Below are 14,555 nucleotides of genomic sequence, written 5' to 3'. Positions count from 1 at the left end.
TCCGGCTCCTCAGATACGTTCGATGATCTTGTCGCCGAACAGGCCCTGCGGCCGGAACAGCAGGAAGCCAAGGGCGATGAAATAGGCGAGCCAGCTCTCGATGCCGCCGCCGATCAGCGGGCCCCAGTAGAACTCGCCGAGCTTCTCGCCGATTCCGATGATCAGGCCGCCGACGATGGCGCCGGGGATCGAGGTGAAGCCGCCGAGGATCAGCACCGGCAGGGCCTTGAGCGCCACGATCTCCAGCGCGAAGGACACGTCCGAGCGGGCGCCCCACATGATGCCGGTGATCAGCGCGACGATGCCGGCGGTGAACCAGACGATGACCCAGATCTGGTTGAGCGAGATGCCGACCGAGAGCGCCGCCTTGTGGCTGTCGGCCACCGCTCGCAGGGCTCTTCCGATGCGGGTGTACTGGAAGAAGGCGGCGAGCGCGGCAATCATCAGCGAGGCGATGAGGGCGGCGGCGATATCGATCTTCTGGAGCGAGACCAGCCCGCCGAGGATCTGCAGGTCGACCGCGCCTTTCGGCAGGTAGAGCTGCTCGGCAATCATCTGCTTGGGATTGCCGCCGAAGAGCGCTTCGCCGAAGCCGATCAGGAAATAGGTGATCCCGAAGGTCGCCATGAACAGGATGATGTCGGGCTGGTTGACCAGCGGGCGCAGCACCACGCGTTCGATGGTGACGGCGAGCGCGAACATCACGCCGAGCGTCAGGATGACCGCGAGGAAGGCCGGCACGCCCTTCTCGTAGAGGCCGACCAGGGTCAGCGCCGCGAACACCACCATGATGCCCTGGGCGAAGTTGAACACGCCCGAGGCCTTGAAGATCAGCACGAAGCCGAGCGCGATGAGCGCATAGAGCACCCCGGAGACGAGCCCCTCCCAGACGGTCTGCACCAGCAGGTCCGGCGCCTGCGCCATCTGCTGGAACGGGTCGACGAAGATCGCATAGAGTGTGTTGGTCGGGTCGAGCCGGACTCCGATCGCGAGCGCCGCTATGACGGCGGCGAAGATCAGGCCGGCCTTGACCAGCGGGTTGGCGAGAAGGTTCGGGGCGGGGCGGGTGGCGATGTCGCTCATGTCTCCACGCTCCTCAATGCGCCACGCCGAGATAGGCGTCGATGACCTTCTGGTTCGCCTTGACCTCGTCAGGCGTGCCGTCGGCGATCTTGCGGCCGTATTCGAGCACGACGACCCGGTCGGAGAGGTCCATCACCACGCCCATGTCGTGCTCGATCAACGCAATGGTGGTGCCGAACTGGTTGTTCACGTCGAGGATGAAGCGGCACATGTCTTCCTTCTCCTCGAGGTTCATGCCGGCCATCGGCTCGTCGAGCAGCAGCAGCTCCGGCTCCATCGCGAGCGCGCGGCCAAGCTCGACGCGCTTCTGCAGGCCGTAGGGCAGCTTGCCGACAGGCAATTTGCGGATGTGCTCGATCTGCAGGAAGTCGATGATGTCCTCGACGACGCGGCGATGCGCGATCTCCTCCTGCATCGCCGGGCCGTGGCGCAGGGCCTGCCAGAAGAAGCCCTTCTTCATCTTGAGCGTGCGGCCGGTCATGATGTTGTCGAGCGTCGACATGCCCTTGAACAGCGCGACGTTCTGGAAGGTGCGGGCGATGCCGCCGGCGGCGGCGCGATGCGGGCGCATCTTGGCGCGGCGCTCGCCCTTGAAGACGATCTGGCCTTCCTGCGGCTGGTAGAAGCCGTTGATGCAGTTCAGCATCGAGGTCTTGCCGGCGCCGTTGGGGCCGATGATAGCGCGGATCTCGCCCTTGCGGATGTCGAAGGAGACGTCGGTGATCGCCTTCACGCCGCCGAAGCGCAGCGAGATGTTCTCGACCGAGAGCAGGACCTCGCCCTTGTCGCGGACGGGCACGCCGGTCACGTTGATCGGTTCCGCGTTCATGCCGCCTTCGCCGCGGACGGCGCCCCCTCGACCGTGACGGGATAGAGCCTGGCGTCGCGCACCTTGACGCGGGCCGAGATCACCCCCTTGCGGCCATCCTCGAAGGTGACTTCCGTCGAGATGTCGGCGGCGTCCGAGCCGTCATAGAGTGCGGTGACCAGCGGGGCGTAACGCTCGGCGATGAAGCCGCGGCGGACCTTCTGGGTGCGGGTGAGCTCGCCGTCGTCGGCATCGAGCTCCTTGTGCAGGATCAGGAAGCGCTTGATCTGGGCGCCGCCCATCATCGGCTCGGAGGCGAGCGAGCGGTTCACCTCGTCGACATGCTTGGCGATCATGTCGTAGACGAGATCGTGGCCGGCGAGCTCCTGATAGGAGGCGTAGACCACATTGTTGCGCTCGGCCCAGTTGCCGACGGCGATGAGGTCGATATTGAGCGCGACGGTGGCGTAGTCGCGGCCCTGGCCGAAAGCCACGACCTCCTTGATGTTGGGATAGAACTTGAGCTTGTTCTCGATGTATTTCGGCGGGAAGAGGTCGCCGCTGTTGAGCTTCCCGACATCCTTGGCGCGGTCGATGATCTTGAGGTGGCCGCCGTCGTCGAAGAAGCCGGCATCGCCGGAGCGGACATAGCCGTCGGCGGTCATCGTCTCCGCGGTCTTGTCGGGGTCCTTGTAATAGCCGCCGAAGATCGAGGGCGAGCGGTAGAGCACCTCGCCATTGTCGTCGATGCGGATATCGACCATCGGCGCGGGCTTGCCGACGGTGTCGGCCTTGATCTCGCCGTTGGGCTGCATGGTGATGTAGACCCCGGCCTCGGTCTGGCCGTAGAGCTGCTTCAGGTTGATGCCAATCGAGCGGTAGAAGCGGAAGAGCTCGGGGCCGATCGCCTCGCCGGCGGTGTAGCCGACCTTGATATTGGTCAGGCCGAAGCGGTTGCGCAGGGGGCCGTAGACCAGCATGTCGCCGAGCTTGTAGAGCAGGCGGCCCTTCAGCGGCACGCTCTCGCCGTTCAGGATCTGCTCGCCATAGCGCTTCGCGACGTCGAGGAAATAGTGGAACATCTTCCGCTTGAGCGCGCCGGCATCCTCCATGCGCACCATGGTCACGGTCAGCATGTTCTCGAAGACGCGCGGCGGGGCGAAGGCATAGGTGGTGCCGACCTCGCGGCGGTCGTCGATCACCGTGTCCGGACTTTCCGGGCAATTGACGCAGAAGCCCGCCAGCATCGCCTGCGCATAGGAAAACACATGGTCGCCGACCCAGGCGATCGGCAGATAGGCAATGACCTCGTCGGTCTCGTTCAGCCCGTCGAAGCCGCAGCCGATCTCGGCGGCGATCAGGACGTTGAAATGGCTGAGCATCACGCCCTTGGGCCGTCCGGTCGTGCCGGAGGTATAGAGAATGATGCCGAGATCGGAGCCCTGGCCCTGTTCCATCTCCCGGGCCAGCGCGGCCTCGATCTGCGGGTCTTTCAGCGCCTTGGCGCCGGCCTCGATCACCGTCTCGATGGCGTGGAGCTTGCTGTGGTCGTAGTCGCGCAGGCCCCGGGGCTCGTCATAGAGCATGTGCCTGAGATGCGGCAGGCGCTCGGTGATCGAGAGCAGCTTGTCGACCTGCTCCTGGTCCTGCACCACGGCGATGACCGCCTCGGCATGGTCGAGGACATAGGCCATCTCCTCGGCGACGCCGTCGGCATAGACAGGCACGGGAATCGCGCCGAGCCACTGCGCCGCGCACATCGACCAGTAGAGCTTCGGCCGGTTCTGGCCGATGATCGCGACCTTCTCGCCGCGCTTCAGGCCGAGCTGCCGCAAGCCCTCGGCGAAATCGCGGACATGGGTCGCGACCTCGGCCCAATTCCAGGACTGCCAGATGCCCAGGTCCTTGTGGCGGAAGGCCACGCGCGAGGCGCGCTCCCTTGCATTGCGCAACAGCAATTTCGGAAAGGTATCCGCCTCGCCGGCGGTGCCGCTTGCCACGATTGCGTTCTCCCTGTCGAGCCGCCATGCGTCGTGGCGACTTCCGCGGGCCGGTTTCCGGCCTCGTTCTCATGCAAGACTTGCAGGCGGCCATCATCTTCGCAAGGACCCGCTTGACAGACAATTCGCCTTTTGGTGATTATCGTCCCGCCGAAGTCTGCTTCTCACGCAGATGTGTTGCGTGCGCTTTTGCTTCGGCCCTGATTTTCCTCACGAATTCGGCAGATTGAATCGGCGGGCGGAACCGTGCCTGCGACGGCGGCGGACAGACTCATGCTTCATCATCTGTCTTTCGGCGTTGCCGATATCGAGCGTGCCTGCACCTTCTACGACGCGGTGCTGGCGCCGCTCGGCTATGTCCGGGTCTGGTCGGACCTGCGGCCCGGCGAGATCGGGCAGGCGGTCGGTTACGGCTCGCCGGGCGCGGGCGACAAGCTGGCGCTGAAGCTCAAGCCCGAGGGACAGAGGCCGCCGGGTCCCGGTTTCCATCTTGCCTTCGCCGCGCCGGATCGGGCGGCGGTTGCCCAGTTTCATGAGGCAGCCCTTCAGCATGGCGGGCGCGACAACGGCGCGCCAGGGCTGCGCGCCCATTATGGCCCGCATTACTACGCCGCCTTCGTGATCGATCCCGACGGCTACGCGATCGAGGCGGTGTTCAACGAGCTCGTGTAGCGGCTTCCAACGAACGCCGGCGCTATCAGCATCTCAAAAAAGCGACCGAGGGCCGCTTCGCGAAAACAACGGTAGTCCAACACTTGTCGGCCCTAACCATGAAGTGATCAGCGCATTGGCTCGCGTCCCGTTGCTGTGGCACTGTGCCGGAATGACTTCGATATCAGATCAAGGACGACTTTGGCTTGCGGCTGGTAAGCGCATGGGATTTGAGGTCGTCGCACCTTGCAAGGTCACACTGGGTGACGGCTCATTGGTCGAAGCTACCGCTCTTGTGAAAGTCGGGCCACCTAATGGAATGGTGATAGATCCTGACTGGCGCGTCATCAAACCCTTTGCTGACAAACTCATCGCAGAGGGCTTCGGCTACTCAGCAGTAGAGATCAGCGGGAAGGACGAAGATCTGGTCGATGTGATCCGCGACTGGAGTGGAGACTGACAACACCCCTCCATCTCCCACTGAGCCATGGGTGTCGGGCGACTCCTATGGCTCAATAGAGAGCCCGCCTCATGGGACGACAAGCTACCGGAGGCGTGGCGCGCTACCCTTGAAGTCAGCGCCTGTGCTTCGTGTTGCGTACAGCCGCACAACCCAGCACATACTGGTCAGCACGAATCTTCACAGGCTTGCAGGCGTGGAAGGGGTCGAGCCAATTGCCCCAGATGCGGCGGGCGATCTCGGACTGCGCGGTGGCGTATTCGACGATCTGGTCGTTGACCCGTTTCGTCATGAGGTTGAGGAGGCCAAACATGGCGGCGGTTCCTTTCTCAGCCTGGGCTGTTCGGAAGAAGGAACGCGCGAAACGCGATTTGGTGCCCTGCAGCAATTTTCAACCTTCGTAGCGGGCGAGCTTGTCGAGGTCGCGGATGGTGATGCTGCCATGCCCGAGCTCGATCAGGCCGAGATCGGCGAGCTTGGCCAGCCCCTGGTTCGCCATCTGCCGGGAAATGCCGGCGAGCATGCCGAGCTCCTCCTGCGAGATCGCCAGCGTGCGCCCGAGATCGGGATAGAGGATCGGATTGAACAGCCAGGCGAGGTTGCGGGCCAGCCGGCCGGTGGAATCCAGCGTACGCTCGGTCTCGGCGAGCGAGATGAACTGGGCGAGGCGCTCGTTGAACTGGTGGACGAGGAAGCGGTTGAACGCAGCCGAATGCTCGAACAGCCAGAGGAAGGTCGAGCGCCGCATCAGCGCGATCCGGGATTCGCGCAGCGCCACCAGCTCGTAGCGGCGTGCCTCGGCCTTGATCACGGTGCCTTCTCCGAACCAGGCGCCGGAGCGCAGGCCGGCGAGGGTCGCCGTCTTCCCGGATTTCGAGGTGGTCGCCATCTTGACCAGTCCGTCGGCGACGCCGGTCCAGGATTCCAGCCGGTCGCCGACATGGCAGATCGAGGCGCCCTTGCCATAGCTCTTGAAGGAGATGCCGCGCCGCGCCTCCTCGAATTCCGCCTCGGAAAGATCATGGGACCAAGAGGCGATGGCGCGCAGTTCCTCGGGGGTGATCACAAGCAATCCTTGAAGCCGGCTGTCGGCTCAATATGGCGTGCGGTGGCAATCGGACTCAAGTTGAACCAAAGAGGCGCCGAAAGCTCCTTGCCTCATTCGGCAGCCTGCGGCAACGCGGCATCAGAGCCACCCTCGCGCAACTGCCCAAGCAGCATCGCCTCCTCAGCCTTCGCCGCCTTGAGATTCCGCTCCTTGACGTGGCCGAAGCCGCGGATTTTCTCCGGAATCGCGGCCAGTGCCACGCAAAGCGCATGGTTCTCGGGCGTGATCCGGGTCAGCAATTCGTTCAGCAGCACTTCGTAATCCGCGATCAGCCGGCGCTCGGTACGGCGTTCGGCGGTATAGCCGAAGAGGTCGAGAGCCGTCCCGCGCAGGCCCTTGAGCTTCGCCAGCACCGAGAAGGCGCCCATCATCCAGGGGCCGAAGCTGATCTTGCGCGGCAGGCCGGTATTCGGGTCGCGCCGGGCCAGCAGCGGCGGGGCGAGATGGAATTCGTAGCGCAGCGGCTTGCCCTCGCTGCCCTCGGCCTCGAAGGTCGCGGCGACCTGCTTGCGGAAGGCACCGTCGCTGTAGAGCCGGGCGACTTCGTATTCGTCCTTATAGGCCATCACCTTGAACAGGTTGCGGGCGACGGCCTCGCTGAGCGAGGTCTGGCCCGGCATCACTGCCGCCTCCCGCGTCTGGGCGCGGGCGACGAGATGGCGGTAGCGCGCCGCATAGGCTGCGTTCTGATAGGCGGTGAGGAAGGCGACGCGGCGCTCGATGATCTCGTCCAGCGTCTGCGAGAGCTGGCGGGCCGGCGTCGCCGCCTTGCTTTGCGAGAGCAGGCCGGCGAGCGCTTCGGGATCATGCGCGGCGCGGCGGCCGAGCTCGAAGGCCTGCTTGTTCATGGCGACGGCCTCGCCGTTCAGCTCGATCGCCTTGAGCAGAGCCTCGCGCGAGAGCGGGACGGCGCCGAGCTGCCAGGCGTGGCCGAGCATGAACATGTTGGCGGCGATGGCATTGCCGAGGAAGGCGACAGCTGCGGCGGTCGCGTCGATGAAATGCGTCTGCTCGCGGCCGGCGGCCGAGAGGATCGCGCGCTTCAGACGCTCGGTCGGCAAGGAGAAGTCGGCATTGCGGGTGAAATCGCCCGGCAGGCTCTCGGCGGTGTTGACGATGACGGTGCCGCGCTCGGGCCGGATCGCGCCCAGTACCTTCTTCGAGCCGGTGACGGTGAGGTCGCAGCCGAGCACGAGGTCAGCCTGTCCCGCGGTGACGCGAATGGCGTGGATGTCGTCCGGGTGCGGCGCGAGCTTGACATGGCTGAAGACGGCGCCGCCCTTCTGGGCGAGACCGGCCATGTCGATCATGCCGCAACCCTTGCCTTCGAGATGCGCGGCCATGCCGAGGATCGCGCCGATGGTGACGACGCCGGTGCCGCCGACGCCGGTGACGATCACCGCGAAGCTGCGGTCGAGCGCTGGCACGAGCGGTTCGGGCAGTTCGGCTTCGCCGAGCGCGGCGGCATCGAGCCGGAGCGGATCGGCTTTCTTTGGCTTGGCGCCATGGACCGTGACGAAGGACGGGCAGAAGCCCTTCACGCAGGAAAAGTCCTTGTTGCAGTTCGACTGGTCGATCTGCCGCTTGCGGCCGAATTCGGTCTCCAGCGGCTGGACCGAGACGCAGTTCGACTGCACGCCGCAATCGCCGCAGCCCTCGCAGACCAGCTCGTTGACGATCACGCGCTTGTCCGGGTCAGGGTAGGCGCCGCGCTTGCGCCTGCGGCGCTTCTCGGTGGCGCAGGTCTGGTCGTAAAGCAGCAGCGAGACGCCGGAAGTCCCGGCCAATTCGCGCTGGACGGCCTCGAGCTCGTCGCGATGATGAAGGGTCGTGCCGGCCGGCCATTGCGTGCCCGGCGGATATTTGCCGGGGTCGTCGCTGACCACGGCGATGCGCTGCACGCCCTCGGCCGCGACCTGCCTTGCCATCTGGTCGGGCGAGAGATGGCCCTCCGCCTGCTGGCCGCCGGTCATGGCGACCGCGTCGTTATAGAGCAGTTTGTAGGTGATGGTGACGCCCGAGGCGACGGCCCAGCGGATCGCGAGCGAGCCGGAATGGGTATAGGTGCCGTCGCCGAGATTCTGGAAGACGTGTCCGCGCTTCGAGAACGGCGCTTCGCCGACCCAGTTCGCGCCCTCGCCGCCCATCTGGGTGAAGCCCGCCGTGTCGCGGTCCATCCACTGCACCATGTAGTGGCAGCCGATGCCGGCATAGGCGCGCGCGCCCTCGGGCACGATTGTCGAGGAATTATGCGGGCAGCCCGAGCAGAAATAGGGCGTGCGCTTGGCGATCTCCTGCGCCTCGGCGAGGCGGCCTTGTGCTGCGGCGATCTCCTCCAGCCGGGCGCGCAAGGCGGTGTCGTCGCGGTATTGCAGCAGGCGGCCGGCGAGCGCGATGGCGATATCGTTGGGGTCGAGCGCGCCATGAACTGGGAAGAGCCACTCGCCTTTCTCATCCTTCTTGCCGATCACCATCGGCTGGTGTTTGGCGCCGTAAAGCTCCTCGCGGACCTGGACCTCGATCAGCGAGCGTTTTTCCTCGACCACCATGATCAGGTCGAGTCCTTTGGCGAAGGCCTTCAACTCGGCCGGGTCGATCGGCCAGGGGCAGGCGAGCTTGAACAGGCGGATGCCCAGATCGTTGGCGCGGACCTCGTCGATGCCGAGATCTGCCAGTGCCTGCTGCACGTCGAGATAGGATTTGCCGACGGTCGCGATGCCGATGCGCGGCGTCTTGCCGCCCTGGGTAACGATGCGGTTCAGTTTGTTGGCGCGCAGATAGGCCAGCATCGCATCGCGCTTGTAGAGATGCATCCGGCGTTCCTGCTCGACGAAATCGAGCTCTCGGCGGATCGCGAGGCCGCCGGGCGGTGGGGTGTAATCGGTGGGCGTGACGATGCCGACGCGGTCGAGCGAACCATCGATCGATGCGGTCGATTCGATGTTGTCCTTGACGCATTTGATGCCGACCCAGACCGAGGCGAAGCGCGAGAGCGCGATGCCGTGCAGGCCGTAATCGATGATCTCCTGCACGCCGGCCGGGTTGAGGATCGGCATCATCCGGTCGACCAGCACGAATTCGGTCTGGTGGGCGTTTGTCGAGGATTCCGCGGTGTGGTCGTCGCCCATCAGGCAGATCACGCCGCCCTTGGGATCGGTGCCGGCCATGTTACCGTGGCGGAAGACGTCGCCGGAGCGGTCGACGCCCGGGCCCTTGCCGTACCAGAGCGCGAAGACGCCATCATGCTTGCCCTCGCCGCTGAGCCCCGCTTGCTGCGTGCCCCAGATCGCGGTCGCGGCGAGGTCTTCGTTGAGGCCCGGCTGGAAGACGATGTTCGCGGCGTTCAGGGGCTTGGACGCTCGCATCAATTGCTGGTCGAGGCCGCCGAGCGGGGAGCCGCGATAGCCGGAGACGAAGCCCGCCGTATCGAGCCCGGCCTGCCGGTCGCGCTCGCGCTGCATCAGCAGCATGCGGGCGACGGCCTGTGTGCCGGTGAGGAAGACCTCGCGCTTGTCGAGATCGTATTTGTCGTCGAGCGCGACTTCGCGCAGTCCGGCTTGGCGCAGCGCGCCCGCCTCGGTGTCGGATTTCCGTGGTGTCTCGGCCATGTTCGGCCTCCCGGATCGTCGTTCCCGCCGACGGGCCGGTAGTCCCGGCCTCATGCTTTGCCGTCTCCGCGGCGAATATGTCAGCAAGGCTGACATATCGACCGGGGGCGGTCAATTGATCTGGTATCATTCCAGTTTTCGAGGCGGGGTCCAGCGGTTTGCGGGAACAGCCGCTGTGCGCCACGGGAGGAGCGCCGCGATTTGGCCCCGTTTGGCAGGGATGGCTGTCGCAGCGATCAGGCGTGACGAAGCGCCCGTTGACGATCGCTTAACCATGATCCACGCAGACCACGGGGATCACGGAGGGTTCGCCTTTGACGCGACGCGCGCATCTTACGGCCCTTTTCGGGTTCCTGCTGGCCGCCATCTCGGCCGGGCCGGTGGCAGCGCATCCGCATGTCTTCGTCAATGCCAAGGCGGAAATCGTCTTCACGGCCGACGGATCGGTGCAGGCGATCCGGCACCATTGGAGCTTCGATGAGGCCTATTCGGCCTATATCACGCAAGGCCTCGACAAGAACGGCGACGGCAAGCTGACCTCGGACGAGCTGGCCGAACTCGCCAAGATCAATGTCGAATCGCTGCCCGATGTCGAGTTCTTCACCGCCGCCAAGCTCAACGGCCGCAAGCAGGAATTCGGCACGCCCGGCGAGCAGGTCATGTCCTACGCCGACAAGGTGCTGACGCTGGTCTTCACGCTGCCGCTGAAGAGCCCGGCGAAGGCGCGCTCCTTCGGCATCGAGATCGGCGACCCCACCTATTTCGTCGCCTTCGACATCGTCGACGCGCCGGATGCGGTCGTGACCAAGGGTGCGCCGCAGGGCTGCGTCGTGCGGGTCAATCGTCCGCCCAAGCTCGACGACGCCACCCAGAAGCGCCTCGCCGAGGCCGATATCACCGCGACGCCCGATGTCAGTGGGCTCGAGGTGACGACACGGGCGCTGGTGGCATGTCCGTGACATCGGCCGAGACAGCGCGTCCGGCCGCTGCGACGCTGTCGCGGCGCCTGATCGCCTGCGCGCTGGCGCTGCTGCTGGTCGCGGGCGTTGTTGCGTTGCTCGCCCTGCTGATCGCGAGCGTGAGCCCACCTCCGCCGCCTCCGCCGCGCAATCCCTTTGGCACGGCGCTGCCGCGCGAGGCTCTGCCATCGACCACCGGCTTCGGCGCGGTATTGATCGCCTGGCAGTCGAGCTTCTATCGCGAGCTGACGGCGACACTGAAGGCGATCGCGACTGCGCCCGCCGCGCTCTGGGGTTTGCTCGGGCTCTCCTTCGGCTATGGCGTCTTCCATGCGGCCGGGCCCGGTCACGGCAAGGCGGTGATCTCCGGTTATATCGTCGCCGACAACCGCAGCCTGAAGCGAGGTTTGGGTCTGAGTTTCGCGGCCGCCCTCCTGCAGGCCGTGGTCGCGATCGCGATCGTGACGGTGGCGACCTTGCTGCTGCGGGTCACCGCGATGCAGATGAACGCCGCGACGACCGTGATCGAGCAGGGCAGCTTCCTGCTGGTCGCACTGGTGGGGCTCTTGATGCTCTGGCGGAAGGCGGGCGCTCTGGTCCGGCTAGAGGCCGGCGGGGCGCATGATCCTGCGGCCTGCGACCATGTCCATATGCCCGATGCCGAGCAGGTCTCGCGGCTCGCCGGCTGGCGCGACATGGCCGGCGTCGTCGTCGCGGCCGGTGCACGGCCTTGCGCGGGGGCGCTGATCATCCTCGTCTTCGCCAATGCGCAGGGGCTGTTCTGGGCCGGCATCGCCGCGACCTTCGCGATGGCTTTGGGCACGGCGCTCACCACCGGGGCGCTGGCGGCCTTCGCCGTCTTCTTCAAGTTCGCCGCGCTGAAATTCGCCGGCGGTGGCAGCCTGCGCTCGGCGCGCCTGATCGGCGGGCTCGAATTGCTGGCAGCCGCCTTCGTCGCCGTGCTCGGCGCGGCGCTGTTCACCGGTCTCTGGATCGGCGGGGCGGGGAGCTGAGACTCAGCTCCGTTGCGGATCGTTCTCCAGCAGGATCGGCTTGCCATGCGGCGTCGCTTCGGCGGCGCGGGCCCATGAGGCGGCTAGCGCGTCGACGCCGTCATGGGAGGTCAGCCCCTTTGCGATCAGCAGGTGCTCCAGCGCCTCGCACCAGCGCTCGTAATAGTCCGAACCGTCCTTGCAGCCGCCGGCCGCGAGGGCCTCGCGGATTTCGGCACCGAGCGCCTGCGCCCATTCCTCGGCGGTGAAGACGCCCTTGTTCTGGAGTTCGACGACCAGCGCGAAGGCCTGCGCCTGCCAGGGCTCGGCGAAGATCGGGCCCTCAGTGTCACGCGGGATCGGCGTGTCGGCGGCGAGCGTTGCCGCGAGGTCGGTCTCAGGCCGGCTCAAGATAGCTCTCCCAGGCCTCGATGCTGACGGTTGATGTCGGGTCGGCGTCGCGGCCCCAGAGCTCGCGGCCGTCGAAGACCACCGTGTAGAGCCATTGCGCCGTCTCAGGCTGCCCCTGCGCACCCGTGTCCGGGAAGACATGGCAGCCGGTGATGCGCTCGACCACGCCGGTCTTGCCGCGGGCATAGCGCGGCAGGCGGGTATGGTGCTGCGGATGCATCACGATGGTCCGGACCCTGTCGCCCACAGTGAAGCGCGCCGGGGCCTTGCTCTCGCGCTCATAGGGGAAGCCGCGGCGCAGGACGCCAGCGACCTCCTCGCCCTTGAGCACGCGCTTAGGCTCGCGCCGCTCGGGCGCGGGCTTGCCGCTGGCGAGTTCGTCCGTGCTCAGGAAGCCGTGCTTGACCAGCACCTTGTCGAGGGCGGCGAGCCAGATCTCGTAATAGGTCGAGGAGAGATACTGCGCCGGCGGCAGGCTCTCGCGGGCATGGCGGATCTCGTCGATCGACCAGGCACCCATGGCGCCGGCTGCGACGTTGATCGCCAGCACGCGCTTTTCCCAGTCGCCATGGAAGACCGGCTCGTTCGGCTCGGGCACGACAGGGCCGAAACCCATCTGGCCGCCGAGGTCGTGGGCGCTGTTCATGCCGCGTCCTCCACCTTCGGCAAACCGGTGCCGATCATCGAATCGCGCGTGACGATGCTGGCGAGCTTTTCCTCGCTCCAGCCCTCGGTGCCGGCAGGGCGCATCGGGATGACGATGAAGCGGGTCTCGGCGGTCGAATCCCAGACGCGGACGCGCTGGCTTTCCGGCAGCGTCACGCCGAAATCGGCGATGGTGCCGCGCGGGTCGAGCACCGCCTTGGCGCGATAGGGCGGCGATTTGTACCAGACCGGCGGCAGTCCGAGCACCGGCCACGGATAGCAGGAGCAGAGGGTGCAGACGATCAGGTTGTGCTGCTCGGGCGTGTTGAAGCAGGCGACGATATGCTCGCCGCCGCGCCCGCCATAGCCGAGTTCGCCGACCGCCGCGGTGCCGTCCGCCTTGAGACGCTCGGCGAAGGCCGGATCGGTCCAGGCCCTGGCGACGATGCGGGCGCCATCGCGGGGACCAATCCTGGTCTCGTAGGTGTCGATGATCGCGTCGAGCGCGGCCGGGTCGACATAGCCCTTCTGGACCATCAGCGTTTCCAGCGCCTTCACCCGCGCCTCGATGGCGGTAAAGTGGTTGTCGTGGTCGTGATCGTGGTGGTGATGTCCGCTCATGGCGGTCTCCTCTCAGGCGATCCGGATGCGGGCGGCGCGCTCGTAGCGCACGGCGAAGGCGACGAGCGAGCGGTCGGAGCCCTTCGGTCCGATCAGCGACAGGCCGAGCGGGGCGCCCTCGCGCTGCGCCACGGGAATCGTGATCTGCGGGAAGCCGGATAAGCCCGCAAGGCAGAGCAGGCGCAGCGCCCGGTTGCGGAAATCCTCCAGCTCGGGCTCCTTCGCCGCGATCAGCGGCGCGATATCCGGCATGGTCGGCAGGATCAGCACGCCGTCCTGGCCGAGCAGGCGCGAAAGCCTGGTGCGGACGGATTTTCGGGTGGATTCGCCCTTGGCATATTCGGAGTCGGTCACCGCCTTCGAGAAGGCGAAGCGCTCCTTCACGCCGGGCCCGAGCGGGGGGCTGAAGCGTTCGATCATCGGGCCGTCCGAAGCCCAGGCCTCGCGGCCCTGGATCCAGCGGAAGGCCCAGTAGAGCGGGTCGAGATCGCGGACGAGCTTGATGCCCTCGGGTTGGCCGAGCGCCGGAACCGTGCGCTGCACGACATTGCGCAGGATCGTCTCCGCCTCGGGCACGGCCTGGGCGAACATGTCGTCGGCCATCAGGAGGCGCGGCGCCTCCTGGAGTTCCGTCTTGTCGGGGCCGAACAGGACATTGGCGACGCGGGCGAAGGTCTCGCCGTCGCGAGCGAACCAGCCGGGCGTGTCGAGGCTTGCCGCGAGCGGCCAGGTGCGCTTCAGCGAGAGCCGGCCGTGGCTCGGCCGGATGCCGAAGAGGCCGCCATAGCTCGCCGGCGCGCGGACCGAGCCGCCGGTGTCCGATCCGAGAGCGATATCGGCGAGGCGCCCGGCGACCGCTGCCATCGAACCGCAGGAGGAGCCGCCGGTGATACGATCGGGCGCCGCCGGATTGATCGGCGAGCCGAAATGGGCGTTCTGGCCGTTGAGCGAGAAGGCGAGTTCGTCGGTATGGGTCTTGCCGACGAAGCGGGCGCCGGCCTTGAGCAGGTCCTTCACGATCGGGGCCGTCTTGGCCTTGATGCCGGACTGCGCCAGCACCAGCGGCGAGCCCGCCCCGGTCGGGTAGCCCTTGATGTCGAAGAGATCCTTCACCGCCAGCGTCAGCCCGGCGAGCGGGCCGGCAACGGCATGCTTCACCTCGGCGTCGGGATAGGGAAGGAAGCAGCGGAACGGATCGTCGAAAGTCAT

At 66.3% G+C, this 14,555-nt stretch carries 14 protein-coding genes; 4 read left to right on the top strand and 10 right to left on the bottom strand.

Going from position 1 to position 14,555, the window contains the following annotated elements:
* Positions 1 to 9 precede the first annotated feature (9 nt).
* The 3 genes from BLQ70_RS22500 to BLQ70_RS22490 form a co-directional block, all read right to left on the bottom strand.
* Positions 10 to 924 carry a branched-chain amino acid ABC transporter permease gene (locus tag BLQ70_RS22500; RefSeq protein WP_061966074.1) on the bottom strand — a complete coding sequence of 305 codons (915 nt, stop codon included), beginning with the start codon at positions 922 to 924 and terminating at the stop codon, positions 10 to 12.
* A 172-nt stretch (positions 925 to 1,096) separates the two neighbouring features.
* Positions 1,097 to 1,912, bottom strand: coding sequence for an ABC transporter ATP-binding protein (locus BLQ70_RS22495; protein WP_061965930.1), 816 nt, complete (start codon positions 1,910 to 1,912; stop codon positions 1,097 to 1,099).
* Entirely contained in the window at positions 1,909 to 3,894 is a 1,986-nt protein-coding gene (locus BLQ70_RS22490) for an AMP-dependent synthetase/ligase (RefSeq protein ID WP_061965932.1), read from the bottom strand. Before BLQ70_RS22490 ends, BLQ70_RS22495 begins: the two co-directional genes overlap by 4 nt.
* A gap of 270 nt (positions 3,895 to 4,164) precedes the next feature.
* On the opposite strand from BLQ70_RS22490, the gene BLQ70_RS22485 reads away from it, so the two are divergent.
* On the top strand, positions 4,165 to 4,563 hold the full coding sequence (locus BLQ70_RS22485; RefSeq protein ID WP_091861591.1) for a VOC family protein: 399 nt from the start codon (positions 4,165 to 4,167) through the stop codon (positions 4,561 to 4,563).
* A 202-nt stretch (positions 4,564 to 4,765) separates the two neighbouring features.
* Positions 4,766 to 5,002 carry a hypothetical protein gene (locus tag BLQ70_RS25465; RefSeq protein ID WP_139163620.1) on the top strand — a complete coding sequence of 79 codons (237 nt, stop codon included), beginning with the start codon at positions 4,766 to 4,768 and terminating at the stop codon, positions 5,000 to 5,002.
* 115 nt (positions 5,003 to 5,117) lie between these two features.
* Here BLQ70_RS25465 and BLQ70_RS22480 read toward each other — a convergent pair whose 3' ends face one another.
* From BLQ70_RS22480 to BLQ70_RS22470, 3 genes are all read right to left on the bottom strand, one after another.
* A complete protein-coding gene (locus BLQ70_RS22480; protein ID WP_091861588.1) occupies positions 5,118 to 5,390 on the bottom strand; it encodes a hypothetical protein in 273 nt (90 codons plus the stop codon).
* Positions 5,391 to 5,393: 3 nt separating this feature from the next.
* Positions 5,394 to 6,068 (bottom strand): Crp/Fnr family transcriptional regulator, encoded by a 675-nt coding sequence (locus BLQ70_RS22475; RefSeq protein ID WP_091861585.1) that lies wholly within the window; start codon positions 6,066 to 6,068, stop codon positions 5,394 to 5,396.
* Positions 6,069 to 6,160: 92 nt separating this feature from the next.
* Complete coding sequence (locus BLQ70_RS22470) at positions 6,161 to 9,718, bottom strand: indolepyruvate ferredoxin oxidoreductase family protein (protein WP_091861582.1); 3,558 nt, start codon at positions 9,716 to 9,718, stop codon at positions 6,161 to 6,163.
* Between the two features lie 314 nt (positions 9,719 to 10,032).
* Here BLQ70_RS22470 and BLQ70_RS22465 point away from each other — a divergent pair, with 314 nt between their 5' ends.
* The gene (locus BLQ70_RS22465; protein ID WP_170843501.1) at positions 10,033 to 10,677 is read left to right on the top strand and encodes a DUF1007 family protein; all 645 of its coding nucleotides are present in this window, start codon (positions 10,033 to 10,035) and stop codon (positions 10,675 to 10,677) included.
* Positions 10,668 to 11,690: a nickel/cobalt transporter gene (locus BLQ70_RS22460; protein WP_091861576.1), complete on the top strand. Its 1,023-nt coding sequence runs from the start codon at positions 10,668 to 10,670 to the stop codon at positions 11,688 to 11,690. Before BLQ70_RS22465 ends, BLQ70_RS22460 begins: the two co-directional genes overlap by 10 nt.
* Before the next feature lie 3 nt (positions 11,691 to 11,693).
* Here BLQ70_RS22460 and BLQ70_RS22455 read toward each other — a convergent pair whose 3' ends face one another.
* From BLQ70_RS22455 to BLQ70_RS22440, 4 genes are read right to left on the bottom strand one after another with little or no spacing between them, the layout of a single operon-like run.
* Positions 11,694 to 12,080, bottom strand: coding sequence for a nitrile hydratase accessory protein (locus tag BLQ70_RS22455; RefSeq protein ID WP_170843500.1), 387 nt, complete (start codon positions 12,078 to 12,080; stop codon positions 11,694 to 11,696).
* The gene (nthB, locus tag BLQ70_RS22450; protein WP_091861573.1) at positions 12,067 to 12,726 is read right to left on the bottom strand and encodes a nitrile hydratase subunit beta; all 660 of its coding nucleotides are present in this window, start codon (positions 12,724 to 12,726) and stop codon (positions 12,067 to 12,069) included. Before nthB ends, BLQ70_RS22455 begins: the two co-directional genes overlap by 14 nt.
* Positions 12,723 to 13,346 carry a nitrile hydratase subunit alpha gene (gene nthA / locus BLQ70_RS22445; RefSeq protein ID WP_091861569.1) on the bottom strand — a complete coding sequence of 208 codons (624 nt, stop codon included), beginning with the start codon at positions 13,344 to 13,346 and terminating at the stop codon, positions 12,723 to 12,725. The genes nthB and nthA overlap by 4 nt, the downstream gene beginning before the upstream one ends.
* A gap of 12 nt (positions 13,347 to 13,358) precedes the next feature.
* The gene (locus BLQ70_RS22440; protein ID WP_091861566.1) at positions 13,359 to 14,555 is read right to left on the bottom strand and encodes an amidase; all 1,197 of its coding nucleotides are present in this window, start codon (positions 14,553 to 14,555) and stop codon (positions 13,359 to 13,361) included.

Source organism: Allobosea robiniae (assembly GCF_900102525.1).
Lineage (GTDB): Bacteria > Pseudomonadota > Alphaproteobacteria > Rhizobiales > Beijerinckiaceae > Allobosea > Allobosea robiniae.
This window is presented reverse-complemented; position numbering and strand designations above follow the sequence as displayed.